This window comes from Vibrio tapetis subsp. quintayensis (genome assembly GCF_030409945.1).
In the GTDB taxonomy this organism is placed as follows: domain Bacteria; phylum Pseudomonadota; class Gammaproteobacteria; order Enterobacterales; family Vibrionaceae; genus Vibrio; species Vibrio quintayensis.
In genome coordinates, this window is the sequence record NZ_JAUFQV010000028.1 from 374,557 (window position 1) to 400,569 (window position 26,013).

General features: G+C 44.6%; 21 protein-coding genes and 7 tRNA genes. 5 read left to right on the forward strand and 23 right to left on the reverse strand.

What is annotated here, in order from left to right:
* Window positions 1-104: 104 nt before the first annotated feature.
* Together rpmA and rplU are read right to left on the reverse strand one after the other, a co-directional pair.
* A complete protein-coding gene (gene rpmA, locus QWZ04_RS15050) occupies window positions 105-362 on the reverse strand; it encodes a 50S ribosomal protein L27 (protein ID WP_102521034.1) in 258 nt (85 codons plus the stop codon).
* 19 nt (window positions 363-381) lie between these two features.
* The gene (rplU, locus tag QWZ04_RS15055; protein ID WP_102521033.1) at window positions 382-693 is read right to left on the reverse strand and encodes a 50S ribosomal protein L21; all 312 of its coding nucleotides are present in this window, start codon (window positions 691-693) and stop codon (window positions 382-384) included.
* Between the two features lie 266 nt (window positions 694-959).
* Here rplU and ispB point away from each other — a divergent pair, with 266 nt between their 5' ends.
* Complete coding sequence (gene ispB, locus QWZ04_RS15060; protein ID WP_290329079.1) at window positions 960-1,931, forward strand: octaprenyl diphosphate synthase; 972 nt, start codon at window positions 960-962, stop codon at window positions 1,929-1,931.
* Window positions 1,932-2,020: 89 nt separating this feature from the next.
* Here the strand turns inward: ispB and mdh are convergent, their stop codons facing one another.
* Entirely contained in the window at window positions 2,021-2,956 is a 936-nt protein-coding gene (gene mdh, locus QWZ04_RS15065) for a malate dehydrogenase (protein WP_290329080.1), read from the reverse strand.
* A gap of 338 nt (window positions 2,957-3,294) precedes the next feature.
* Here mdh and argR point away from each other — a divergent pair, with 338 nt between their 5' ends.
* From argR to QWZ04_RS15085, 4 genes are all read left to right on the forward strand, one after another.
* Window positions 3,295-3,765 (forward strand): transcriptional regulator ArgR, encoded by a 471-nt coding sequence (gene argR / locus QWZ04_RS15070; protein ID WP_102521030.1) that lies wholly within the window; start codon window positions 3,295-3,297, stop codon window positions 3,763-3,765.
* Window positions 3,766-4,095: 330 nt separating this feature from the next.
* Entirely contained in the window at window positions 4,096-5,064 is a 969-nt protein-coding gene (locus QWZ04_RS15075) for a TAXI family TRAP transporter solute-binding subunit (protein ID WP_102521029.1), read from the forward strand.
* A gap of 226 nt (window positions 5,065-5,290) precedes the next feature.
* Window positions 5,291-7,870: a TRAP transporter permease gene (locus tag QWZ04_RS15080; protein WP_290329081.1), complete on the forward strand. Its 2,580-nt coding sequence runs from the start codon at window positions 5,291-5,293 to the stop codon at window positions 7,868-7,870.
* A 74-nt stretch (window positions 7,871-7,944) separates the two neighbouring features.
* The gene (locus tag QWZ04_RS15085) at window positions 7,945-8,382 is read left to right on the forward strand and encodes a universal stress protein (protein ID WP_290329082.1); all 438 of its coding nucleotides are present in this window, start codon (window positions 7,945-7,947) and stop codon (window positions 8,380-8,382) included.
* 163 nt (window positions 8,383-8,545) lie between these two features.
* On the opposite strand, the gene luxS is transcribed toward QWZ04_RS15085, so the two are convergent.
* The 20 genes from luxS to QWZ04_RS15185 form a co-directional block, all read right to left on the reverse strand.
* Window positions 8,546-9,061: an S-ribosylhomocysteine lyase gene (luxS, locus tag QWZ04_RS15090; protein WP_290329083.1), complete on the reverse strand. Its 516-nt coding sequence runs from the start codon at window positions 9,059-9,061 to the stop codon at window positions 8,546-8,548.
* A gap of 72 nt (window positions 9,062-9,133) precedes the next feature.
* Window positions 9,134-9,745, reverse strand: a complete 612-nt coding sequence (locus QWZ04_RS15095; protein WP_290329084.1) for a transglycosylase SLT domain-containing protein — start codon at window positions 9,743-9,745, stop codon at window positions 9,134-9,136.
* Between the two features lie 12 nt (window positions 9,746-9,757).
* Window positions 9,758-11,326, reverse strand: coding sequence for a glutamate--cysteine ligase (gshA, locus tag QWZ04_RS15100; protein ID WP_290329085.1), 1,569 nt, complete (start codon window positions 11,324-11,326; stop codon window positions 9,758-9,760).
* Window positions 11,327-11,501: 175 nt separating this feature from the next.
* Window positions 11,502-14,348, reverse strand: coding sequence for a M16 family metallopeptidase (locus tag QWZ04_RS15105; RefSeq protein ID WP_290329086.1), 2,847 nt, complete (start codon window positions 14,346-14,348; stop codon window positions 11,502-11,504).
* 9 nt (window positions 14,349-14,357) lie between these two features.
* Window positions 14,358-14,798, reverse strand: coding sequence for a YqaA family protein (locus tag QWZ04_RS15110; RefSeq protein WP_290329087.1), 441 nt, complete (start codon window positions 14,796-14,798; stop codon window positions 14,358-14,360).
* A complete protein-coding gene (locus tag QWZ04_RS15115) occupies window positions 14,792-15,745 on the reverse strand; it encodes an NADP-dependent oxidoreductase (protein WP_290329088.1) in 954 nt (317 codons plus the stop codon). Before QWZ04_RS15115 ends, QWZ04_RS15110 begins: the two co-directional genes overlap by 7 nt.
* A gap of 111 nt (window positions 15,746-15,856) precedes the next feature.
* Window positions 15,857-16,987 carry a sodium ion-translocating decarboxylase subunit beta gene (locus tag QWZ04_RS15120; protein WP_290329089.1) on the reverse strand — a complete coding sequence of 377 codons (1,131 nt, stop codon included), beginning with the start codon at window positions 16,985-16,987 and terminating at the stop codon, window positions 15,857-15,859.
* Between the two features lie 9 nt (window positions 16,988-16,996).
* Window positions 16,997-18,784, reverse strand: a complete 1,788-nt coding sequence (gene oadA / locus QWZ04_RS15125) for a sodium-extruding oxaloacetate decarboxylase subunit alpha (RefSeq protein ID WP_290329090.1) — start codon at window positions 18,782-18,784, stop codon at window positions 16,997-16,999.
* A 32-nt stretch (window positions 18,785-18,816) separates the two neighbouring features.
* Window positions 18,817-19,074, reverse strand: a complete 258-nt coding sequence (locus tag QWZ04_RS15130) for an oxaloacetate decarboxylase subunit gamma (protein WP_290329091.1) — start codon at window positions 19,072-19,074, stop codon at window positions 18,817-18,819.
* 385 nt (window positions 19,075-19,459) lie between these two features.
* Window positions 19,460-19,536, reverse strand: a tRNA-Arg gene (locus tag QWZ04_RS15135).
* Between the two features lie 63 nt (window positions 19,537-19,599).
* A tRNA-Arg gene (locus QWZ04_RS15140) sits at window positions 19,600-19,676 on the reverse strand.
* Window positions 19,677-19,738: 62 nt separating this feature from the next.
* Window positions 19,739-19,815, reverse strand: a tRNA-Arg gene (locus QWZ04_RS15145).
* Window positions 19,816-19,877: 62 nt separating this feature from the next.
* Window positions 19,878-19,954 (reverse strand) — tRNA-Arg (locus tag QWZ04_RS15150).
* A gap of 65 nt (window positions 19,955-20,019) precedes the next feature.
* Window positions 20,020-20,112, reverse strand: a tRNA-Ser gene (locus tag QWZ04_RS15155).
* 35 nt (window positions 20,113-20,147) lie between these two features.
* Window positions 20,148-20,224 (reverse strand) — tRNA-Arg (locus tag QWZ04_RS15160).
* A 51-nt stretch (window positions 20,225-20,275) separates the two neighbouring features.
* Window positions 20,276-20,368, reverse strand: a tRNA-Ser gene (locus tag QWZ04_RS15165).
* A 193-nt stretch (window positions 20,369-20,561) separates the two neighbouring features.
* The gene (gene csrA / locus QWZ04_RS15170) at window positions 20,562-20,759 is read right to left on the reverse strand and encodes a carbon storage regulator CsrA (RefSeq protein WP_290329092.1); all 198 of its coding nucleotides are present in this window, start codon (window positions 20,757-20,759) and stop codon (window positions 20,562-20,564) included.
* 77 nt (window positions 20,760-20,836) lie between these two features.
* Window positions 20,837-22,033: an aspartate kinase gene (locus tag QWZ04_RS15175; RefSeq protein ID WP_290329093.1), complete on the reverse strand. Its 1,197-nt coding sequence runs from the start codon at window positions 22,031-22,033 to the stop codon at window positions 20,837-20,839.
* A gap of 55 nt (window positions 22,034-22,088) precedes the next feature.
* Complete coding sequence (gene alaS, locus QWZ04_RS15180; RefSeq protein WP_290329094.1) at window positions 22,089-24,671, reverse strand: alanine--tRNA ligase; 2,583 nt, start codon at window positions 24,669-24,671, stop codon at window positions 22,089-22,091.
* A gap of 175 nt (window positions 24,672-24,846) precedes the next feature.
* The gene (locus QWZ04_RS15185) at window positions 24,847-26,010 is read right to left on the reverse strand and encodes a glutathionylspermidine synthase family protein (protein ID WP_290329095.1); all 1,164 of its coding nucleotides are present in this window, start codon (window positions 26,008-26,010) and stop codon (window positions 24,847-24,849) included.
* Between the last annotated feature and the right edge of the window lie 3 nt (window positions 26,011-26,013).

Consider the following 26,013-nt stretch of genomic DNA (forward strand, 5'->3'; position numbering starts at 1 on the left):
TAGCACTTAGCACTTAAGATACTTCTTTCTTTTTGCCCTGTCATAAATAAAAAACCCTGCCGAATCGGCAGGGCTTTTAAATTCAGCTTGAAACCGAGTAATAATTACTCAGAGTCGATGCTTACAAATTTACGGTTTTTAGAACCTTTTACTTCAAATTTCACTTTACCTTCAGTAAGAGCGAAAAGAGTATGGTCTTTACCGATACCAACGTTAGTGCCTGCGTGGAATTTAGTACCACGTTGACGAACGATGATGTTACCTGCAAGAACAGATTCACCACCGAAGCGCTTAACACCAAGACGTTTACTTTCTGAATCGCGGCCGTTATTAGTAGAACCGCCAGCTTTCTTATGTGCCATTGTATAACTCTCCTAATACTTAAGCGTTGATGCCAGTGATTTTCACTTCAGTGAACCACTGACGGTGGCCTTGTTGCTTACGAGAGTGCTTACGACGACGGAACTTAACGATTTTTACTTTATCGCCACGACCGTGCTTAACCACTTCAGCAGTAATCTTGCCACCCTCTACAAGAGGAGCACCTACAGCGATTTCTTCGCCGTTAGCTACAAGAAGAACTTTATCAAATTCAACAGTTGCGCCTGTTTCAACGTCTAATTTCTCTAAACGAAGGGTTTGACCTTCACTTACACGGTGTTGTTTGCCACCAGATTGGAAAACAGCGTACATATTTTACTCCGCTTTTTCCGCACAGCCTATGGTTGTTATTTGTACAACTCGGGTGTGCGCTAAACTAATCAATAGGGCGCAGATTCTACAGAAAGGGCGACACTATGACAAGCCATATTTTGAAATAATTGGCGAAAAGCTAATCGCCAATGAAAAGTGCGGTAATGATGCCTTTAGATAATGGTTTTCGCAACGATTTTTAGTGTAATATTGTGTAATAAACCAAAAACATAAGCCTTGTAGGGTCTAACCTCAACGGAAGAACAATGGATTTTAAAGCTATCCAAGCACTTACTGCTATTGATATGGCAAAAGTGGACGAAACCATCCTTGCTCAGCTCAACTCTGATGTAAGTTTAATTAATCAACTAGGGTTTTATATTGTAAGTGGTGGTGGCAAACGCCTGCGCCCTTTACTCGCGGTATTATCTGCCAAAGCACTAGGGTATGAAGGGAAAGACCACACAACCGCCGCTGCGTTTATCGAATTTATCCATACCGCCACACTGCTGCATGATGACGTTGTTGATGAATCGGACATGCGCAGAGGCAAGGAAACTGCAAATGCGGCCTTTGGTAATGCCGCAAGCGTTCTTGTCGGCGACTTTATTTACACCCGTTCATTCCAAATGATGACCAGTTTAGGATCACTGAAGATCCTGGCGCTAATGAGTGATGCTGTAAATGTGATTGCTGAGGGTGAAGTGCTGCAGTTGATGAACTGCAATGATCCTGACACAACAGAAGAAAGCTACATGCAGGTTATCTACTCAAAAACGGCTCGGTTGTTTGAAGCAGCAACTCAAATTGGCGCGATCTTGACCGACGCCCCTAAAGAAGTAGAAGTCGCACTGCAAAATTATGGCAAATACCTGGGAACCGCATTCCAGCTAATTGATGATGTCATGGATTACACCGCTGACGGCAAAGAGATGGGCAAAAATGTCGGAGATGACCTTGCAGAAGGAAAACCAACGCTTCCTCTTCTATATGCGATGCAAAACGGCAATCCAGAGCAAGCCGCAATGATTCGTGACGCAATAGAGCACTCTAATGGCATGGAAAGACTCGACGACATCATGCAGGCGATGGCAGACACAGGATCGTTAGAGTACACCACTCAAATGGCCCATAAAGAAGCTGATAAGGCCATTGCAGAGCTTACAGCGTTACCTGAGTCGGAGTACAAGCAAGCGTTAGTTGCTTTGGCTCACCTTGCTGTAGAGCGCAGCAAGTAACCTGTAACCTGTAACCTGTAACACCATATAAAAAAAGGCGACCAAACGGTCGCCTTTTTTGTTATTGCTATTACTAGCGAAAGTTTAGCCTATTTAGCAAACTCTTCGCCTTTAGTGATATCACCACTTAGTGTCTCTAACATGCCATCAAGTGCTGCTTTTTCGTAATCACTCAGTTCGCCATAGCTTAAGATAGCTTCAGCGCCCTCTTTACCTAACTTAACAGGCTGAGCGAAGAAACGAGTATGCTCACCGTCACCTTCAACGTACGCGCATTCAACAACGTTTTCTTCACCTTGAAGCGCACGAACAAGTGCTAAGCCGAAACGACACGCCGCTTGACCCATTGAAAGCGTTGCAGAACCACCGCCCGCTTTTGCTTCAACGACTTCAGTACCTGCGTTTTGGATACGCTTAGTTAGGGCTGCAATTTCTTCGTCTGTAAATTCAACACCTTCAACTTGAGAAAGAAGAGGAAGAATGGTTACGCCTGAGTGGCCACCAATAACAGGAACACGAATATCGCCAGGATCTTTGTCTTTTAGATCAGCAACAAATGTTTCGCTTCGAATAACATCCAGTGTTGTCACACCGAATAAACGACGCTTATCGTAAACACCTGCTTTTTTAAGTACATCCGCCGCAATCGCGACCGTTGTATTTACTGGATTAGTGATGATACCCACACACGCTGTTGGACATACCACTGCAATTTTTTCAGCTAATGATTTAACAATGCCTGCATTAACATTGAATAAATCAGCACGATCCATACCAGGCTTACGAGCAACACCGGCAGAGATAAGAACAACATCAGCACCTTCTAGTGCTGGTGTTGGGTCTTCGCCAGCATAGCCTTTAATTGAAACAGGAGTTGGGATGTGGCTAAGATCAGCAGCAACACCTGGAGTAACAGGAGCAATATCATATAATGCAAGATCGGAACCCGCTGGTAGGCGGTTTTTAAGTAGTAGAGCTAGCGCTTGTCCGATGCCACCAGCGGCACCAATTACAGCTACTTTCATGGTTGTTCTCCTTGGCTTATATTTAGATTTTTGAATCACGTTTAGGTTGGTATTAATCTAATATTTATGGTTAAGAAACTATAATATATACGTAATTATTACAATTAATTAACGTCAGCTTTGCGACCTTGCGCAAACCACCAAATAGAGTGCAGGATTTAAGAGGCTAATGATGCCCACAAAAGCTTGATACAACAATAAATTCTCGTGTTATCGCGAAAGAGTAAAACCAAGATAACAGCAGTGATACTCCCGACATTAATCAACTAACAATTGGTTAATTTTGCCTTTCTATGCAAAAATAGCGCAATTATTTTTACTGTCATATCAGAGAAGCTATGCGAAATACTGAAAAACAAGACACGCTAGTTAGAGCCTTTAAATCTTTACTTAAAGAAGAGCGCTTTGGTTCACAAGGTGAAATTGTTGATGCTTTGAAAGTAGAAGGTTTTGATAACATAAATCAATCCAAAGTCTCTCGCATGCTCACCAAGTTTGGAGCGGTGAGAACTCGCAATGCAAAAATGGAAATGGTGTATTGCCTACCGGCTGAATTAGGTGTACCTACGGTATCTAGCTCACTACGCGAACTGGTATTAGATGTTGACTATAACCAAGCCATTGTTGTCATCCATACTGGTCCTGGCGCAGCGCAGCTGATCGCCCGATTACTTGACTCATTAGGTAAATCCGAAGGCATTCTTGGCGTGGTTGCCGGTGATGACACCATATTCATAACACCAACCATGCAAATAGACACAGAGATTTTGTTTAAGTCTGTATGCGAACTGTTTGAATACGCTGGATAAATACTAAACACCACTCCAATAAATCACGGGAATTCATGAGATTTCCGTGAGATAAATCACGTTTAAACAAATTAACTTAACCAGGGGTATTTTTGTTTAAATCATTGAATAAACAGATTATTAAAATCAGTCATACCAACTAAATACCGCTCTACCCTTAGTTTATCTCTCTATTTTTTTTAACAAGAATGTAATTTCCCGTCATATATTTGCTATTATTCAGTCACTTTTTCAACGTTTGAATTGAAAGAGATGCCGTTTCCACGTAGGAAACCCGGTAGCTCATATTATTGGTCTACTGGCGTACATTAAAATAAGGAAGGGAAATTCATGGCATTTAAAAACCTTGTGAAAATCACTGCTATTGCCGCAACCGTAATGGGTGCAGGTGCAGTAAACGCTCAAGAGTTCATTACAATTGGTACTGGTTCTGTAACTGGTGTTTACTACCCAACAGGTGGTGCCATCTGTAAGTTAGTGAACAAAGGCCGTAAAGAACACAATATCCGTTGTTCTGTAGAGTCTACTGGTGGTTCTATCTACAACGTAAACACAATTCGCGCAGGTGAGTTGGATTTTGGTGTTGTACAGTCTGATTGGCAGTACCATGGATACAATGGTACAAGCAAATTCTCTGAGCAAGGTCCTTATAAAAAACTACGTGCGATGTTCTCTTTGCACACAGAACCATTCAACATCATTGCTCGCGCAGACTCTGGCATTAACAATGTTAAAGATCTAGAAGGCAAACGTGTGAACATTGGTAACCCAGGCTCTGGTGACCGCGCAACAATGGGCGTAGTAATGGACGCTCTTGGTTGGACAAATGATAGCTTCAAGTTGGCTTCTGAACTAAAAGGTTCAGAGCGCTCACAAGCACTTTGTGATAACAAAATTGATGCATTCATCTACATGGTTGGACACCCGAACGGTTCAATCAAAGAAGCAACAACATCATGTGATGCTAAGCTAGTTTCTGCTACGGGCCCTGAGATCGATAAAATCGTAACAGAAAACCCGTACTACGCATTCAGCTCAGTACCAGCAGGCATGTACCGTGGTACAGACTCTGATGTAAACAGCTTTGGTGTGGCAGCAACAATGGTAACGACAACTGACGTTTCAGATGAAGTGGCTTACAATGTTGCAAAAGCAGTATTTGAAAACTTCAACACATTCAAACGTCTGCACCCTGCATTTGCTAACCTGAAAAAAGAAGACATGGTGAAAGCTGGCCTTTCAATCCCTCTTCACCCAGGCGCTGCAAAATACTACAAAGAAGTGGGCCTTTTGAAATAGTCACTATTTCACCCATAAATAAAGGAGGCTGATTCTGCCTCCTTTAGTCCGTTTACAACTCCAAGATAAATTGATGCCCATCGTTGCATCCTCTTTTGTGTCTCTCATTTAAGACACGGCATTTACACAACACGACTCTCGAATTTAGAAGCTACACTCAGGAGATAGCTTAAAAACACAGCAAGAAGAAATTTGCTGTTTGTCATCAATAATAAGGATAACGTCCATGACGCAGGCAACAACTCCGTCTCAAGATGTGCAAGAAATGGTGGCTCAGTCCGACACTGGTGCACGTAACCCGCAGGGTTTTCCAGGCCGAATCTTATGGTTCGTTCCTCTTTGCTGGTCCCTTTTTCAACTTTGGTACGCTTCACCACTGCCTTTTATTTTCAACTTTCTGATTTTAAATGATACCGAAGCGCGCGCGATCCACCTTACTTTCGCCATTTTCCTTGCGTTTACCGCTTACCCAGCGAGAAAGAGTTCGCCACGAGATCATGTGCCGATCGTTGATTGGATAATGGCACTGCTTGGTAGTTTCTCCGCCGCTTATATTTACATCTTTTATTCACAGCTGGCCGATCGTTCTGGCGCACCGACAACGTTTGATATTGTTGCAGCTGTGACTGGTATGGTCTTCTTGTTAGAAGCCACCCGAAGAGCACTCGGTCCACCACTCATGGTGGTTGCTGCCGTATTCTTACTGTATACCTTTGGCGGCCCGCACATGCCGGACGTCATTGCACATAAAGGGGCAAGCCTTAATAAGGCCATGTCACACTTATGGCTAACGACTGAGGGCGTATTTGGCGTTGCACTGGGGGTTTCGACCTCGTTTGTATTCTTATTCGTATTATTCGGTGCCATGTTAGAGCGAGCCGGTGCTGGTGCGTACTTTATCAAAGTCGCTTTCTCACTACTTGGTCACATGCGTGGCGGACCGGCAAAAGCTGCGGTTGTGGCATCAGGCTTATCGGGCTTGGTTTCAGGTTCATCAATTGCAAACGTAGTAACCACTGGTACATTTACTATTCCGCTAATGAAGCGTGTGGGCTTCCCTGGCACCAAAGCTGGTGCCGTCGAAGTAGCTGCATCGACTAACGGCCAATTAACTCCGCCAATTATGGGTGCTGCAGCATTTTTGATGGTGGAATATGTCGGTATTTCTTATGTGGAAGTCATTAAAGCGGCACTATTACCCGCTCTGATCTCATACATTGCATTACTATACATCGTGCATCTAGAAGCCTGTAAAGCAGGTATGACAGGCTTACCTCGCCGCCATACGCCAACCTTAGTTCAAAGCTTACTTTCCTTCACAGGCACCATTTTGGGCTTATGTGTGGTAAGTGCCGTTGTCTACTACGGCATTGGCTGGACCAAAGACGTATTCGGAGACGCTGCTACTCCAATCGTTACGGTCGCTTTACTGGTGTCTTATCTTGCTCTTATTCGCATATCGTCTCGTTACCAGGATGCAGCGAGTCTGAACATCGATGAAGAACTCACGGAAGTACCTGAACCCGGCCCAACCATTAAGTCTGGCCTACACTTCCTTTTACCTATTGTTGTATTAGTTTGGTGTTTGACGGTTGAACGATTCTCTCCAGGGTTATCGGCCTTCTGGGCGACAGTATTTATGATTTTCATCTTGCTAACACAGCGCCCATTGTTTGTGTTGTTTGGTCAAGAAGGAGACATCAAGGCCCAGTTTAAAGTCGGTTTCAATGACTTTTTAGAAGCCTTAGTTTCCGGGGCTCGCAATATGATCGGTATCGGCGTTGCAACCGCTGCAGCAGGTACGGTTGTTGGTGTAGTCACCTTAACGGGTATCGGCTTGGTAATGACCGACTTTGTCGAATTCATCTCCGGCGGTAACATCATCCTAATGCTGCTCTTCACCGCGGTCATCAGCTTAATCTTAGGCATGGGCTTACCAACAACGGCAAACTACATTGTGGTATCTACCTTGATGGCGCCGGTAATTGTTACGTTAGGCGCGGCTCATGGCCTTATCATTCCACTTATCGCAGTGCACTTGTTTGTGTTCTATTTCGGTATTCTGGCCGATGACACACCACCGGTCGGTTTAGCGGCCTTCGCAGCAGCGGCCATCGCTAAGTCAGACCCAATAAGGACAGGTATTCAAGGCTTCACCTACGATATCCGAACCGCGATATTACCATTCATGTTCATCTTTAATACCCAGCTGTTATTGATGGGGATTGATTCCTGGTGGCACTTGGCTTTAACCATATTCTCGTCAATTACTGCAATGCTACTTTTCTCTGCCGCAACACAGGGATGGTGGCTTACCCGCAATAAATGGTGGGAGACGGTGCTACTGTTAGTGCTGACATTCAGCTTCTTTAGGCCTGGTTATTGGTGGGATATGATTTACCCTGCCAAAGACATTTACTCAGGGCCGGAAATAGTCGACATCGCTCGAGACATGCCAATTGGCGATGCGTTAGAGCTGCGAGTTGGCGGTGAAAACCTCGAAGGTGACTACGTTGAAAAAACCGTCCGTCTACCATTTGATGATTCAGCGGTAACAGGAGAAGAACGTGTTAGCTCTATGGGCTTAATGCTCAATATGGTTGAAGGCGAGATGGTAGTGGACATGGTTGAATTTGGTAGCCCGGCAGAAGCCGCGGGGATTGATTTCGATTGGACTATCCGCTCTGTGGTTCTTGAAGCAGATAGACCAATGAAAGAGTGGGTGTTCGTACCGGCAATATTCTTGGTATTACTGCTTGCTGCAAACCAGAGACGACGAATTAAAGCAGAAGCACTTCCAGCTTAAATCAAATGGGTGCCAGTACGCTGGCACTCAATCATTAAGCCGTATGGATTTTAACAATAATAAAGAGTCACATTATGTACCAAAATATTCTCGTTCCAGTGGATCTCAACGACAAAGGCTTCTCAGACAAAGCGGTAGAACTGGCGGTATGGCATGCAAAGCAATCCAATGCCACCGTACACTTGCTTAATGTACTACCAGGCATCCATATGTCGATGGTGGCGACTTACTTCCCAAAAGACGCCGCTAAAAAAATGAAAGACGACGTGCGAGCACAACTCGATGCATTTGCACAACAGCATGTAGATTCAAGCTTACGCCATCAGACTTATGTCGCGGAGGGAAAGCCCTGTGCAACTATTTTAGAGTATTCACAAAAGCTCAACGCTGACTTAATCATAATGCCAAGTCATAAACGCTCTAAAATTGATAAGGTGATGCTGGGCTCTGTCGCGAGTAAAGTCGTCAACAAGTCGAAAGTAAATGTGTTGGTAGTTAAGCCGCAAGGCTAACGAAGTGCGAAGTGCGAAGTGCGAAGTGCGAAGTGCGAAGTGCGAAGTGCGAAGTGCGAAGTGATTATCGAAAAAAAGAGCCAAAGTGCAATCACTTTGGCTCTTTTTTCATACTTAGCTTTTAGTACTTCGCTTTTAGCACTTAGCTTTTAGCTTTTAGCACTTAAACCTTAAGCTCTTTCAGCATAGATTCCGGAAGGGCTAGTTCATCATTTTTGTTTACAGCAATGCCAGCCGCAATGATGGCTTGTGCGATTTCTTTCGCTTCGTCTAGCGAGTGCATGCCTGCTGTACCGCATTGGTATTCGTTTAGTTCCGGGATTTTGTTTTGGTTTTCAACTTTAAGCACATCTTCCATTGCCGCTAGCCAAGAATCAGCAACTTGTTGCTCTGACGGTGTTCCGATTAAGCTCATGTAAAAACCGGTACGACACCCCATCGGTGAAATATCGATGATTTCAACGTTACTGCCATTTAGGTGCGCTCGCATGAAACCAGCATAAAGGTGCTCTAGCGTGTGAATGCCATTTTCAGACAAAATCTCTTTATTTGGCACACAAAAACGTAAGTCGAATACGGTAATCGTATCACCTTTTGGGGTTTGCATTGTTTTGGCTACGCGTACTGCAGGAGCGTGCATTCGAGTGTGATCTACGGTAAAGCTGTCTAATAGTGGCATGGTCTTCCTTCTCCTAACTCTATTGTTATTCTGCTTGGATTCATCCGCTGCCGTTAGTTTTATTCGTTTATGTTAAAAAAACCAACTGCGATTGTCATCCAACTCTTCGCGGCATTGTTTCAATTGCCAGCCGTATGTTTTTGCTTGCTGCTCGACTTTTCGTGCAACCTTAATCAATGACGGTTTCTTAGTGTAACTTTTACGTTTATAACCACCACGACCTTCGTGATACGCCAAATACTGATTGTAGGCGTCCCATTTCGATATTTTCAATTGTCGCTGTGTTTCACTGGTGTACCAGCCTATAAACATCATCGAATCATCAAAATTAGTGCGAGAGCCACCATGACTGGTGGCTTTTTGAAAATCACTCCAAGCCGGGTCTTGGGCTTGCGCATAACCATAGGCACTGCTCACTCGCCCCCAAGGAATAAAGCCGAGCACATAATCTTTCGGTGGACGAGCATCATGGATAAAGCTGCTTTCTTGCTTCACAAACGCCATCGCAACATGAACAGGGGTTCCCCACTCTTCTTCCATTGCGAGTGCATCATCATACCAGCTCGGCTTTTCACGAAATATATCGCAAAGATTACTTTGTTTCTTGGGAGGTGCGGTTGCACACCCAGCGACTAACACCGCTAATGCAGCGATAATAAGAATTCGTCCTGCAGTCCTTGTCATGAACACCCTACATTACTCATTTAGATAAGAAAAATACTCTGTTAAGAATGCTTCAAACTCAACCGTTTCATCACCTTCAATTTGCTTCTGTTCTGCAGTTGAGCGTTGTGCTTCGTCTTGCATTAACAGTTCTGAGTACTCGCTGTATTTGTGGTTCAGATGTAAATCTTTATACAGTGAACCCAGCTTATCACCCGTCGCTTTCATTCCTTTGTTTTTCTTTATGTAATCAAGAAGCTGACCGGAAATTGTTTTCTCTGGATTATCAATCCATGAACGAAGCTGACGACATACGTCGATATATTCTGTACTGCCGTGTGCAGCATCCATGACTTTAGCGATTTCTTCTAAGTCATCAAACACTCGGTGTGCCCAATCTTGCAGTGACAATCTTTCACCACAACACCCGATTTGTAGCTCTAAACCAGGCTTACGCCCTTCCAGAATCACTTTTTCCCAGTTGTCATGCCAGCATTTCTGCTCACAGCTATCCATAGGATCAGAGTCTGACAAAATGCTCCACGTCAGGAATAAATCTAAGAATCGAACTTGCTCTTTAGTTACACCAACCGAACTAAATGGGTTTACATCTAATGAACGCACTTCAATGTATTCAACTCCGCCGCGTTGTAAAGCTTGTGATGGCTTTTCGTTTGAACGAGCAACGCGCTTTGGTCTGATCGGTGCATATAGCTCGTTTTCGATTTGCAACACATTACTGTTAAGCTGACGGTATTCACCGTTTTCCTTTACACCTAACTTAGCAAAGTCATCCGATGGCGTTCGAATGGCTGCATTCAAACCAGTAAGATATTCATCGATGCTGTTAAAACCAATTTTCAACTCACTTTGAGCACTATTGGTATAGCCTAAATCGCTCAAACGCAATGCTGTTGCATTCGGTAGGAACAGCGAGCCATTAATGTTTTCAAACGGCAACGTGCTTTCACGATCTTTCACAAACGAAGAACACAACGCAGGTGATGCACCGAAGAAGAATGGGATCATCCAACCAAAACGATAATAATTTCTGATCAGATCAAAGTAAGCTTCAGACTTACTGTCTTGACGTTCTGCTGCCGTCTGCTCACCCAGTAAAGAGTCCCAAAACGAATCTGGAAACGAGAAATTAAAGTGAACCCCAGATATCACCTGCATCAAGCTGCCATAGCGCTGCTTTAAGCCCTGGCGGTACAAAGTCTTCATCCGACCGTTGTTAGAACTGCCGTATTGGGCAAGAGGTATATCATCTTGGTCTGCCACAAAACATGGCATAGACAACGGCCACAATTTTTCGTTACCCATCTGTTTTTGGGTAAAATGATGGATGTCGGCAAGTTGCCCCATAAGCTCAGTTACTGAATGAGATACAGGGGTAATGAACTCCAGTAATGACTCTGAATAATCCGTCGTCACCCATTTATTGGTCAAGGCTGAACCTAAACCAGATGGATGCGGCGTCAACGCTAACTGGCCATCACCGTAATAACGTAATGTTTCACGCTCTACGCCTCGTCCATATTGAAGGAAAATTGATGGGTTAGTAGCCACTTTATTTAGTCGCTTAGCAAAATCAGTCAAAACTGCGTCACTTCTCAAGTTAGGATCTGGTTAGAATAATCATTGTCACTAATGAATAGCAACTAAAATGAATAGCTAAATCAATATCAGGTGAGCCCTGCCGTTAACCTGTGACTGCATGTTTCATCAATCACAGTACAACGGCAAACTAGAATACTACTACGTTATGCGGCCTTTATGGCGCAATTTCAAGCATTCTAATCGGTAATCCCAAATTCTTTAACTCAGACTTTAAGCGCGCTGCGTCACCAACGACGATGATCTGATACTGGCTCGGGTCAAACCACTTACTCGCAGCCTTATCAATCGTTGCTTTATCAACTTGCTGCAAGATGTTATCTCGCTGCTCTAAGTAATCGTCATCCAATGAATAAGTTAAAATACCACTCAGCAATTGCGCTTTTTTCGATGGTGTTTCGTAGATCAGAGCATCACGCTGGCCAATAGACAGTTTCATGAAATCCAGCTCTTTTTCTGTCACGCCATCAATGGAAAACTCGTTCATTTCATTAATGAACTCTTGAATCGCAGGGGCGGTAGAATCAGCTCGAACTTGGGCACTGAACACAACAGCTCCCGTTTCTCGCTGACCATACAGGTACCCATTGGCACCGTAGGTATAGCCCTTGTCTTCACGCAAGTTCTGATTAATTCTGCTATTAAAGTTACCCGCTAAGTTAAAATTCGCTAACTGAGTCAGATACAACTCTCCGGTGGCGTCAAAGGGCATGCCTTGTCTAACCAAACGCACCACACTCTGAGGTGAATTGGGTTTATCAACTAAGTAAATCGCTTGGTCTTCAACCGCAGGGATAACTTGCGGAGTAAACAATGGCGCAGTGGGCCCCTGCCATTGATTTAAAAACGACAGTTCTTGCTCTATATGTCGTTTATCAATATCTCCTACTACGACAACCTGAGCGCCCTGCGGAGTATAATGTTGCTGGTAAAACGCTTTTACGTCATCGAGAGTAAGGCCTTCTAGCGATGCTTGAGTCCCATCACTTGCACGACTAAAGATGCTGTCACCGAACAGAACCATTCGTGTCGCTTGAGCTGCTAGCCATCCTGGTTTCTGATGTTCATAGACTAAGCCCTGTAAGCTTTGCTGCTTAACTCGGTCAAAATCTGCTTGATCAAATGCAGGCTCGAACAACATTTCTTGTAATATAGTCAACGTGGCGGTTAAGTTTTTTTCCAAACTCGACACGTAAATCGTACTGGTGTAGCCCCCATCGTTAAAGCTTATGCTACTACCAAGCTTATCAAGCTCAGTTTCAATTCTCGCATAATCTCTTTTCGTTGTTCCTTCATGCATCATAGCTGCCGTTAAACCTGCAACGCCTTCTTTGCCAACGGGTACGTATCGTTTACCTGCTGGAAGTTCAATTTGTAACTGAACCGTCGGTGTTTCATCGGTCACCGTACCCAGCACTTCAATGCCATTGTCTAAGTACAGTTTGTACAGCTCTGGCATCGTGCCTTTCACGCTGCCAGCCACATCCGGCATGATATTACGATCAAAGGTATTCGGGGTTGGCCGGAACGCTAAATCGCTTTGTTTCACTTTTTCATATTTAGGCAACGTTCTCGCTGGGGTAACGAAAGTCTCAGGCTTTGCGACTAAATCAAGCTTGCCTTTAGGCACCACACTTAACGCCACAAACGGTTTCGAATGGATGTATTGCTGATAAGCCTCATTGATCGAGTTAGGCGTTACCGCCCTAAGTTGAGCAAGCTCAGTTTCCATTCTGTTTGGCTGGCCATAGAAGGTTTCATTTTCAGCTAATTGCGACACTTTTCCGCGCACACTTTCCAAACCAAAGACGGTACTGGCTTCGGCTCGGCCAAGTAACGCATCTAATTGATCTTGCGAAATATCATCAAGACCGAAAGTATCCAACGTCTTAGACAACTGACCATAAAGCGGCGCCAACGATGTATTAGCGTTGCCCATCAAGTAAACATTAAACGTACAGGCTAACTCAGCACAATCTTGGAATGCACCTGCGCTGACCGCTTTGCCTGATTCAACAAACTCTTTATATAGCAGGCTGTTTTTTCCATCCCCCAATACCGTGGACAGTACGTCCAATGACGCTTGGTCATCTCCCCCCATATAGGTGGTAGGCCAGCTCATCACCAACATAGGTTGTTGAACTCTGTCTTGCAACGTTATGAATTTCTGCTTTTCTAACTTAGCTGGTACTTTTGGAGCAAAATCGACTTCAGGCCCTTTTGGGATCTCGCCAAAGTATTGTGCAATCCACTCTAGAGTTTGTTGCTTATCGATATCACCACCAATGGTGATCGTGGCGTTATTAGGGCCATACCAGCGTAAAAAGAATGCTTTAAGATCGTTCACATCCACACGATCGAGATCTTCTACATAGCCAATGGTTTGCCAAGAATATGGGTGACCTTCAGGGTACATAGCTTCACCTATACGTTCCCACATCAATCCATACGGTCGGTTATCATAGTTTTGTGCTCGCTCGTTTTTAACCGTATCACGCTGAATTTCAAATTTCTTTTGCGACACCGCATCCAATAAAAAGCCCATACGATCAGACTCTAACCACAACATTTTTTCTAGCTGGTTTGCAGGTACCGTTTCAAAATAGTTGGTTCTGTCTCTATTTGTGGTGCCGTTTAACGTACCACCCGCTTCGGTGATTATACGAAAGTGCTCTTGATCGCCGACATGCTCTGAACCCTGAAACATCATGTGTTCAAAGAAATGAGCGAAGCCCGACTTACCAATGTCCTCTCTGGCAGAGCCAACGTGGTAAGTCACATCAACGTGGACTAAAGGGTCTGATTCATCAGGCGCTAAAATCACCGTGAGTCCGTTGTCTAATTGATACTTAGAATAAGGGATGATCGCCTTACCCGGCTCTGACGAAACCTGTTCTATTAAGGTGAAACCATCAGGTACAGACGAAAAAAAAGAGACGGGGGAAACACTGGAACAGCCAGCAAGGAATAGGGCTAACGAACTGCCTAACCAAATTTGTCTCATAACAACTCCTTAAAAAACGCCATAGAATGCTGCGGTCAACACCGCATAGCGAAGGGCTTTACCCATCGCAATTAATATGACGCAGGGGATAAATTTCATTCTTAGCCAACCAGCGGCTAAACATAAAGGGTCGCCAATCACCGGCAACCAACTGAGTAATAGAGTCCAATAGCCATAGCGCTCTAACCACTTCAAAGCTTTATGACCATGTTTTTCGGATTGGGTTCGATTTGGAAGAAGAATTCCTATCCAATAATTAGTCAGGCCACCCAGTGTGTTACCGAGTGTCGCGACCAAAATGATCTCGGCCACATCATAGTGGCCAAGTTTAAGTATTGCGATGAGTGCGGCTTCTGAGCCTCCGGGAAGCAACGTTGCACTGAGAAACCCCGTCGAGAACAATACCCATAACGCCGACTCGCTTAACCATTCAACGAAAGTCGCTAGCACTGCATATCAAGTAATACCTTGCCTCGAGTACGACCAGTTTCGACTTGACGATGAGCATCAGAAACCGAAGAGAAAGGATATATTTTCTGGATCTCAGTTTTTAATATTCCAACGCTAACCATGTATAGCATAGTATCAAGTTGCTCAGGATCGGCCTCCACTAACATACCGGTCGCTTTAAACCCAAGCATTTGAGCTTTTTCGCAAATAAGTTCGGCTGTTAACGTAGGTACGGTGACGACTCTAGCATTATCTTTTAAGCACTTGAGCGCATCTAACGCGGCGTCTCCGCCGACTAAATCAATCAATACATCAACATCCTCAACGCGCTCTGAAACAGGCGCAAACTGGTAGTTGATAGCATGAGCGCCAAGTGTGGCAAGATAATCTAAGTTGGATTCACTGCAGGTTGTGTACACTTCAGCTTGTGCTGCGACAGCAATTTGCACCGCCAAATGCCCAACGCCACCAGCACCAGCCAAGATCAATACGCGATCGTTGGCACCGACTTCTGCTTTTGTCAGTGCTTGTGCCGCCGTTTGACCCGCTAAAGGAAGTACCGCGGCAGCCTCTAGAGTAACGGCATCAGGTACACGACTTAAGGCTTTTTCATCCAGGCTTAAATATTGGCTATAACCACCACCTTGTAATGGGAAACCAATAAAACCAGCCACTAAGTCACCCACTTCAAATTGCTCAGCACCATCACCTAAAACGACAATTTTTCCGGAAATGTCATAACCCGGCGTCCATGGCAATTTGTCTTTGTTTTCAGCAGCAGCCCAACCAAGACCTGCTCGCGTTTTTACGTCTATCGGATTCACGCCAGCAAAGCAGACTTGAACTACCACTTCACCCGGTTTGGGCGTTGGTATCGCAGCAGTTTGAATAGCTAACGTATCAGCATCGCCGAATTCCGTTATTACGACTCTTTTGTTGTCCGTCATACACTGGGGCCCTTTGCGCTAAAAATAATAAAGGGATGCAAAAGCATCCCTTTGAATATATACCATTTTATTAAACTACGTTAACCATCAGGTCGCAATTTAGCAGATTATTTAACCCGCTAAAGCAAGCAAGATACCCGCAGCAACGGCTGAACCTAATACACCTGCAACGTTTGGCCCCATCGCATGCATCAACAAGAAGTTTTGTGGGTTAGCTTCAAGGCCAACTTTATTCACGACTCGTGCTGCCATTGGTACAGCAGAAACACCTGCAGCGCCAATCAATGGGTTTATGTCTTCTTTCGAGTATTTGTTCAGCAACTTAGCCATCAAAACACCTGCACCAGTACCTATACTAAAGGCCACCGCACCAAGCGCTAAAATACCAAGAGTTTCAACATTCAGGAATTGGTCTGCCTGAAGTTTAGAACCCACACCTAAGCCTAAGAAGATCGTTACAATATTAATTAGCTCGTTTTGCGCCGTATTAGACAGACGATCAACCACACCCGCTTCACGCATCAAGTTACCTAAACAGAACATGCCTACCAATGGCGTTGCTGATGGTAAGAACAAAATAGTCATTAGCAACACCGCTAGCGGGAAAAGAATTTTTTCCCCTTTGTTAACGTGACGCAGTTGAGCCATTTTGATTTGGCGTTCTTCCGGTGTTGTCAGTGCCTTCATGATTGGTGGCTGAATAATCGGCACCAATGCCATATAGCTATACGCGGCAACCGCAATTGCTCCGAGTAAATCAGGAGACAAACGGCTTGCTAAGAAAATGGCGGTTGGGCCATCTGCTCCGCCGATGATCGCGATCGATGACGCGTCGGCCATGCTAAATTCCATTCCAGGAACATAGTTAAGCAAAATAGCACCGAATAGCGTAGCAAAAATACCAAACTGAGCCGCCGCTCCTAACCATAAGGTTTTAGGGTTAGCAATTAGGGCACCAAAATCAGTCATTGCCCCTACGCCCATAAATATCAGCAACGGGAAGACCCCAGTTTCTATACCAATATAATAAACGTAATAGAGCAAACCACCGGGATCAGTGAAGCCCGCATTTGGAATATTCGCTAGGATTGCGCCAAAGCCAATAGGTAACAAAAGCAAAGGTTCGAAGCCTTTGCGAATGGCCAAAAACAACAACATCGATCCAACAAAGATCATGCATAGCTGACCAAACTGAAAGTTAGCGATCCCTGTTTCCGACCATAAGATCAATAAACCGTCCATGTTTCTCCCTTACGCGATACTAACTAAAGGTGCGCCAACAGTGACTGAATCACCTTCTTTCACGTGAATACCTTGCACAACACCTGAACTTGGTGCTGTCACTGGCGTTTCCATTTTCATCGCTTCTAGGATCAGCAGTACATCGCCCTCTTCAACGAGGTGCCCGGCTTCAACATTCACTTTAAAAATATTACCAGCAAGCTGAGCGTTAATAGCCTCAGCCTCAGGAGCAGGCGCTGACTGGACAACAGGTGCAGCCGCTGCATTAGCAACAGGAGTCACCGATGTCAGTTGACCTTGTGGGCCGACTTCTACATCGTAAACTTGGCCATCAACTTTAACGCTGTATGCTTCGATACCACCTTGTGAAGGCGCAACAACGGGTGCTGCTGCAGGAGCGGCACTTTCAAGTGTTGGTGCCGGTTCAAATGCTTCTGGGTTATTACGATTTTTCAGGAATTTCAAACCCACTTGTGGGAAGAGCGCATACGTTAATACGTCATCTACTCGCTCTTCAGCCAATTTAATACCATCGGCTTGTGCTTTTTCAAACAACTCAGCAGATAGCACTTCCAGTTCATTTTCGAGTAAGTCTGCAGGACGGCATGTGATCGGATCTTTGCCTTCCAGTACTTTTGCTTGAAGCTCTTTATTTAACTCAGCAGGAGCTGAACCGTATTCGCCTTTCAGTAGGCCGGCTGTCTCTTTGGTAATGCTTTTATAACGCTCACCGGTAAGCACATTGATTACGGCCTGAGTACCGACAATTTGAGACGTTGGCGTTACCAGTGGAATGTAACCCAAGTCTTTACGTACACGAGGGATCTCTTCAAGCACTTCATCAATGCGATCTGCAGCGCCTTGCTCTTTTAGCTGGCCTTCCATGTTAGTTAACATGCCGCCAGGAACCTGAGCAATGAGAATACGTGAGTCGATGCCTTTCATTGCACCTTCCCACTTAGCGTACTTCTTACGTACTTCACGGAAATATGCGGCAATAGGCTCTATTTGCTCTAACTTAAGGTTGGTATCACGTTCAGTGCCTTCCAGCATAGCCACAACAGTTTCTGTTGGCGTATGACCGTATGTTTGGCTCATTGATGAAATAGAGGTATCTAAGATATCGATGCCGGCTTCTACGGCCTTTATCGCTGTTGCCGTCGACAAACCCGTCGTCGCATGGCAATGCAGCGCCAGAGGAACATCACAAGAAGCTTTAATGCGAGTAATGAGCTCTTCCGCTTCATAAGGTCGAAGCAAGCCTGCCATGTCTTTAATGCACAAAGAGTTGCAGCCTAAATCTTCCAAACGCTTGGCAAGGTCAACCCATGCTTCTAGATTATGTACCGGGCTGGTTGTGTATGAGAGTGTGCCTTGAGCGTGAGCGCCAACATCAACCGCAGCTTTTACCGCTGTTTGGAAGTTACGCACGTCATTCATGGCATCAAAGATACGGAATACATCCATACCATTGGTATGTGCTCGTTCTACAAACTTAGTAACCACATCATCAGCATAATGGCGGTAACCCAGTAAGTTCTGGCCACGCAGCAGCATTTGCATTGGTGTGTTTGGCATTGCTTTTTTCAGCTCGCGCAAACGAACCCACGGATCTTCACCTAAAAAGCGAATGCACGAATCAAACGTAGCACCACCCCAGGTTTCAAGAGACCAGTAGCCGACCTTGTCCAGTTCAGCCGCAATTGGCAACATATCTTCAATACGCATACGAGTAGCAAATAGCGATTGATGGGCGTCACGTAATACGACGTCCGTAATAGCAAGTGGTTTAGACATGCTCATTAACTCCTTTTAATTTTGAACCAAATCTACTTAGCTGCTGCTGTACGATACTGATGTACCGCTGCAGAAATCGCAGCCACAACTTGAGGCTTAACAGCAGTAGGGTCTGATGAAATTTTTTGTTTGCGAACTGGGGCTGTATTCGACTCAGGCGCATCTTCGGGAACCAAAGAAGACATCAATCGAACAAGGTAAACGAGAATAGTTAAGAAGATAAATACGACACTCATACCTGTAACCATGAGTACCGCCGCATCTCCTAGCAGACTTCCAATATTTGTCATGTAGCTTCCTTTCTATGTCATCCTGACAACGTTGATAGTTGCAAATTCTTCAATTTACGACTACCACACTATGTAAGGATTATCTCGATTGGTAAAAGTTTGTCAATTTTGTTTAAGGAACCTTCTAGCATACGCCACAAAATCGGGCAGATACTGGCCAAAAAATCTATAATCTACTCTTCGCTTAAGCTTTCTTAGTGTAAGTCACTAGAACTATTTTCAAGATATAAGAAATAAGATGCTAATACTGGGATACAGTTAAAAAAAGAGATTTTTGGCTTTTAAAAACAATGAGATAAAATTCGAAGTGTGATTTTTTTGTTTAATTATTGTTGCGGAAATGAAAACAAAAAAGGCTCCGTAGATACGGAGCCTTTTTAAAAGGTGGTGCGCCCTGGAGGATTCGAACCTCCGACCGCCTGGTTCGTAGCCAGGTACTCTATCCAGCTGAGCTAAGGGCGCACAGGTTTAGATATTGATGTTCTAGTTAAAAGAAAATCATATCAAGGTCTAAGACCTAAATAGTGGTGCGCCCTGGAGGATTCGAACCTCCGACCGCCTGGTTCGTAGCCAGGTACTCTATCCAGCTGAGCTAAGGGCGCACAGGTTTAGATATTGATGTTCTAGTTAAAGATAATCATATCAAGGTCTAAGACCTAAATAGTGGTGCGCCCTGGAGGATTCGAACCTCCGACCGCCTGGTTCGTAGCCAGGTACTCTATCCAGCTGAGCTAAGGGCGCACAGGTTTAGATATTGATGTTCTAGTTAAAGACAATCATATCAAGGTCAATGACCTAAATAGTGGTGCGCCCTGGAGGATTCGAACCTCCGACCGCCTGGTTCGTAGCCAGGTACTCTATCCAGCTGAGCTAAGGGCGCACAGGATGTGAACTATATCACACTTTCATTCCATTGGAACAAAAAAATTGACCTAAGGTCAATAATGGCGGTGAGGGAGGGATTCGAACCCTCGATGCGGCTATAAACCACATACTCCCTTAGCAGGGGAGCGCCTTCAGCCTCTCGGCCACCTCACCGTCTTGTATTGCTAGTCTTCCGTTGCTAAAGGAAGTGGTGCGCCCTGGAGGATTCGAACCTCCGACCGCCTGGTTCGTAGCCAGGTACTCTATCCAGCTGAGCTAAGGGCGCAACATTTGCTTCAATCATCGAGCTGCTAACTCAAAATAAGCAGTGCAAGAATGGCGGTGAGGGAGGGATTCGAACCCTCGATGCGGCTATAAACCACATACTCCCTTAGCAGGGGAGCGCCTTCAGCCTCTCGGCCACCTCACCGTCTTGCGGAGGCACATATTACGATTTACCCAAAATATGTCAAACATTTTTTTGGTAAAAATTGCAAAAAATCACTTAACCGTTGGGTATTTAACCAAAGAGCTGTAATTTTAAACTTATCTGCGCCTTAGAACTATTTTTTGCTTAATCTGAATAAAAAAAAGACCAGCATTAGCTGGCCTCATTTCGGAAATTAGTAAGTACCCGGAGTTGGGGCACTGTTTCCTTTTTCCGCTTGAATTCGCATGTAGATCTCTTCACGGTGAACAGATACTTCTTTAGGTGCATTAACACCGATGCGAACTTGGTTGCCTTTAACACCCAATACAGTCACGGTCACTTCATCACCGATCATAAGAGTTTCACCTACGCGGCGAGTCAAAATTAGCATTCTTGTGCTCCTTGAGTAATCTCTAAAATATTTTTCTACTATACACCACTATGGGCGAAATAATTCCATGTACACTATCATGAAACCATAAGCACTTGGTGTCCATCAAGCTCTATATTTGTAACAACAAAGGAATTGTGAACAAGATTCGCTGCAACCTCAAGTTGCTCAGGGCAAATCAGCAACATCACAGAGTTTTTTGTTTTCATTGACCAAAATACATCCACATTATGTTTTTTCAATAATGATTGGATAGCATGTAAACGCTCTGGAGCCGCATTACCAACGCAGGTTAACGCACTGACATTCTTACTTGCGCAAATTTTTTCGGACAAAACTAGAGCGAGTTTAGCAAACTGATTCTGTTTGATAATCACGCCTTGATAGTTTTCCGTCTTCAACACATCCCATACATCAATACCAAGAAGCTGGCATTGATTAATCAAACTATGCAATTCGGCAGACAACACTTGAACCAAGATGAGGTCCTGCTGCATTGCTAAACCACAAATCTGATCTTCACCCTTTTCCCCACAGACCAATGTACCGGAATCATGTGAAAACGATGATAAAACTCGTAGTGGCACGCATTGTTTCCAAGCGTGCTGCACTGACGGAAGATGGAGAACTTTAGCACCTTTACGCGCCATTTCTTCCATGCATGGGAAGTCGATGGTCGCCAACTTTGTCGCAGACGGCACCACTCTTGGATCGCAAGTGTAAACCCCATCTACATCTGTAAATATCTGACATTCTGAAGCTTTTAGTGCTCCAGCAAGAGCAACTGCAGTGGTATCCGAACCTCCACGCCCTAGCGTGCTGATATTACCGTCATCGGTAATACCTTGAAAACCAGCAACGATAACTACCTGACCCAGATCCAAATACGCCTCAATCAGTTGGGTATCAATATGCTTAATAGACGCATTATTGTGTTGGTCGTTGGTTTGAATTCCAGCTTGATAGCCAGTCATCGACACCGCAGACGTGCCCATTTTATTGAGTGTCATGGCCAGAAGCGCCATTGTTACCTGCTCTCCAGCAGACAACAACACATCAAGCTCTCGCGCTGTAGGTACAGCATCAACTTGCAGAGCTAAGTCCATAAGACGATTTGTCTCACCAGACATAGCAGATACAACAACAACCAACTGGTTGCCTTCAGATTTGGCTTTGATGACTCGTTGTGCAACCGCTTCAATGCGTTCAATTGAACCCACTGAAGTGCCGCCAAATTTTTGAACAATTAACGAGTCACGCGTAGTACGTGTCACTTGACTTCACCTTCCTGGGGCTTTTATCCCCGAGATTGATTCGAGTAAAGCGCCCTTACAGGCGCTCTTCTATCCACGCTTCTACCGATGCAAGTGCTGCTGGTAGTGCTTCTGGGTTCGTACCGCCAGCTTGTGCCATGTCTGGACGACCGCCACCCTTGCCGCCAACTTGCTGAGCAACCATGTTAACCAGTTCGCCAGCTTTCACTTTGCCAACTAGGTCTTTCGTTACACCCGCAATCAGGCCAACTTTACCATCGTTAATATTCGCAATTAAGATGATGCCGCTACCCACTTGGTTTTTAGCATTATCGACCATGGTACGTAAGTTTTTGTTATCAGCACCTTCAAGCGCAGCTACGAGCACTTTCGTTCCGCCGATATCCTTAACTTGGCCCATAATGTTTGCACTTTCAGCAACCGCCATTTTTTCTTTAAGCAGCTGAATCTCTTTTTCTAGAGATTTTGCTTTCTTAGCCGATTCAACCAACTTAGCTTCATAAGCCGTTTGTTGAGCTTCGATAGCATCTAACGCGGCTTCGCCGGTTACTGCTTCAATACGGCGAATACCTGCTGCAATACCACCTTCAGAGGTAATCTTAAATAAACCAATGTCACCCGTGCTGTTCGCGTGAATACCACCACACAGCTCGGTAGAGAAGTCACCCATTGATAGAACACGAACTTCTTCGTCGTACTTTTCACCAAATAGAGCCATCGCACCTTTTGCTTTCGCAGATTCGATATCCATTAGGTTAGTTTCAATGCTGTGATTGCGGCGCACATGGTTATTTACCAAACGCTCAACTTCACGTATCTCTGCTGGTGTTACCGCTTCCAGGTTTGAAAAGTCAAAACGAAGACCTTCCGCTTTAACCAGAGAACCTTTTTGCGTCACGTGCTCACCAAGAACCAAACGTAGAGCCGAATGCAATAAGTGAGTCGCTGAGTGATTCAAGATAATCGCCGCACGGCGAGTCGCGTCGACTTCAGCCATCACGGTATCTTGAGTTGCTAACACGCCTTCAACAAGCTCACCATGATGGGCAAACGCATTACCAAGCTTTTGAGTATCTTCTACTTTGAATACACCCGTGTCAGTTTTAAGTAAGCCTGCATCACCACATTGACCGCCTGATTCGGCATAGAATGGGGTTTGGTTTAAGACGATGATCGCTTTATCGCCAGCAGACAAAGATTGCACTTCGTTGCCTTCAACAAACATTGAGACGATCGTACCTTGACCGTCTGTTGCCGAATAACCACAGAACTCAGTGTCGGTATCAACTTTAATCACGTCATTATAGTCAGTACCAAATTGGCCTGCTTCACGAGCACGTTTACGTTGAGCTTCCATCGCTTTTTCAAAGCCAGCTTCATCAATTGTAAAGTCACGCTCACGCGCTACATCATTAGTCAAATCAGCAGGGAAGCCGTAAGTATCGTAAAGCTTGAATACGGTCTCGCCATCTAGCTCTTTGCCATCTAGCTCATCCAGCGCTTCATTTAGAATCGCCATGCCACGCTCTAGTGTACGGCCAAAGTTCTCTTCTTCGATGCGAAGTACTTTTTCAACAATTGCTTGTTGCTTTTTGAGCTCTTCTCCCGCGGTACCCATCACGTCAATTAACGTGCTGACCAGCTTATGGAAGAATACGCCTTGTGCTCCAATCTTATTACCATGACGAACCGCACGGCGAATAATACGACGCAATACATAACCACGACCTTCATTTGATGGCATCACACCATCAACGATCAAGAATGCACATGAACGAATGTGATCGGCAACTACACGCAATGATTGGTTCGATAAATCTTCGTGACCGATGATTTCAGACGCCGCTTTAATCAAAGTTTGGAATACATCGATTTCGTAGTTTGAATGCACACCTTGCATAATTGCGGAGATACGTTCAATACCCATACCGGTATCAACAGAAGGCTTAGGTAGCGGTTCCATTGTTCCGTCGGCTTGACGGTTAAACTGCATGAATACGTTATTCCAGATCTCGATGAAGCGATCGCCATCTTCTTCAGGCGTGCCAGGACGGCCACCCCAGATATGTTCGCCGTGATCGTAGAAAATTTCAGAACAAGGACCACAAGGACCAGTATCACCCATCTGCCAGAAGTTATCAGATTCGTATGCCTTACCGCCTTTCTTATCGCCAATGCGGACGATACGATCAGCAGGAACACCAATTTCTTTATTCCAGATTTCAAACGCTTCATCGTCTGTTTCATAAACAGTAACAAGCAAGCGATCAGCCGGTAATTGCAGAGTTTCTGTTAGAAACTGCCATGCAAATTGGATCGCATCTCGCTTGAAATAATCGCCGAAGCTGAAGTTACCTAACATTTCAAAGAATGTATGGTGACGGGCTGTAAAGCCTACGTTTTCTAGGTCATTGTGTTTGCCACCAGCACGCACACAGCGCTGAGCTGTCGTCGCACGAGTATAATTACGTTTTTCTAAACCTAAGAAGCAGTCTTTAAACTGGTTCATACCTGCGTTGGTGAATAGCAGGGTAGGATCATTAGCGGGTACTAATGATGAACTATCTACAATTTGGTGTCCTTTGCTTTCAAAGAACTTAAGGAACGCAAGGCGTACCTCATCGGTGCTCATGTACATGCAGCTCTTCCTGAAATATTCAAGTTAGAATTTTGCAACATTGTAGATCATGGATAGAAATTCGACTAGGGGATTCTGTGACCATTTGAGCTCTAAGTAGTTGTTGGCCTATTTTGTATGCCATAAACAGACAAAATAGAGCCAATATACTCAGATGAAAAAACTGACAAGGTATTTATAAAATAATATGAGGCATGTAACGTGCGTAATCTTGGGTGATTAAGCTGTCATCTTCACGGATCGACATACCTGCCGCTCGGTCGTTGACTAACCAACTACCAATCAATGTATTACTCCCATTAAATACAGGGAGCGGATGATAAGCCTGTACTATCATCCCTTCTTGACCATACGGCCCATCCGCTTTTGCAATCTGCTTCCCTCCTTTAAAAATAGAGATATTTGCGCCTTCACGTGAAAAAATCGGTTTCACGACGTAGTCTTTTAATTGTGAGGCTTTAGCATCATCCATAAAGTAAGCAGGTAACAAGTTGGGATGGTTAGGAAACATTTTCCACAGAAGAGGCAGCAAAGCTTTATTGGATAAAATTGACTTCCACATCGGCTCGAGCCAATTGATATTACTGGTCGGTAGGTGTCGACTATATTCTTCGTCGAACATAAACTCCCATGGATACAATTTAAACATCCACCGAATGGGCTTTGATTTCATATCGACAAATTCATCAAGACAATTGATGCCAATATCCTCGATGTGCACGAATGCCGTTTCTAAACCGGCCTCTTTTGCGCAATCTTCTAAATATTGCACCGTTCCTCGGTCTTCTTCCGTCTCTTTACAGCAAGAGAAATGCAAAGTTTGCCCAGGTTGTTGCTTAGATAACTGATGAAACCGCTCTATTAAGTAGTCCTGCAGAATATTAAATTGGTCTGCATTGCGACTTAACTGGCCCGCATTAACCTTATCTTCCAACCAAACCCACTGCCAAAAACCCGTTTCGTATAAACTTGTTGGCGTATCTGCGTTATTTTCTAGAAGTTTTGCATCTCCTTTTCCTGAATATGCAAAATCCACTCGTGAATAAAGCGATGGCTCATTGCGCTTCCAAGACGCAGCAACGCTATCCCACATTGATTGGGGTATTTGAAAGCGACGCAGCAAATTCTCATCAGCGACGACCTTGTCCACCACTTGCAAACACATTTGATGGATTTCTTCGGTCGGAGCTTCAATATCTCTTTCAACTTGCTCTAAGCTAAATTGATAATAAGCTCGCTCATCCCAATAAGGTTCGTCGTACATGCTGTGGTAGCCAAAACCAAACTTCTTAGCCAAGTCACGCCAATTTGGCCGCTCTTTCGTGTCTAAACGAAGCATGAG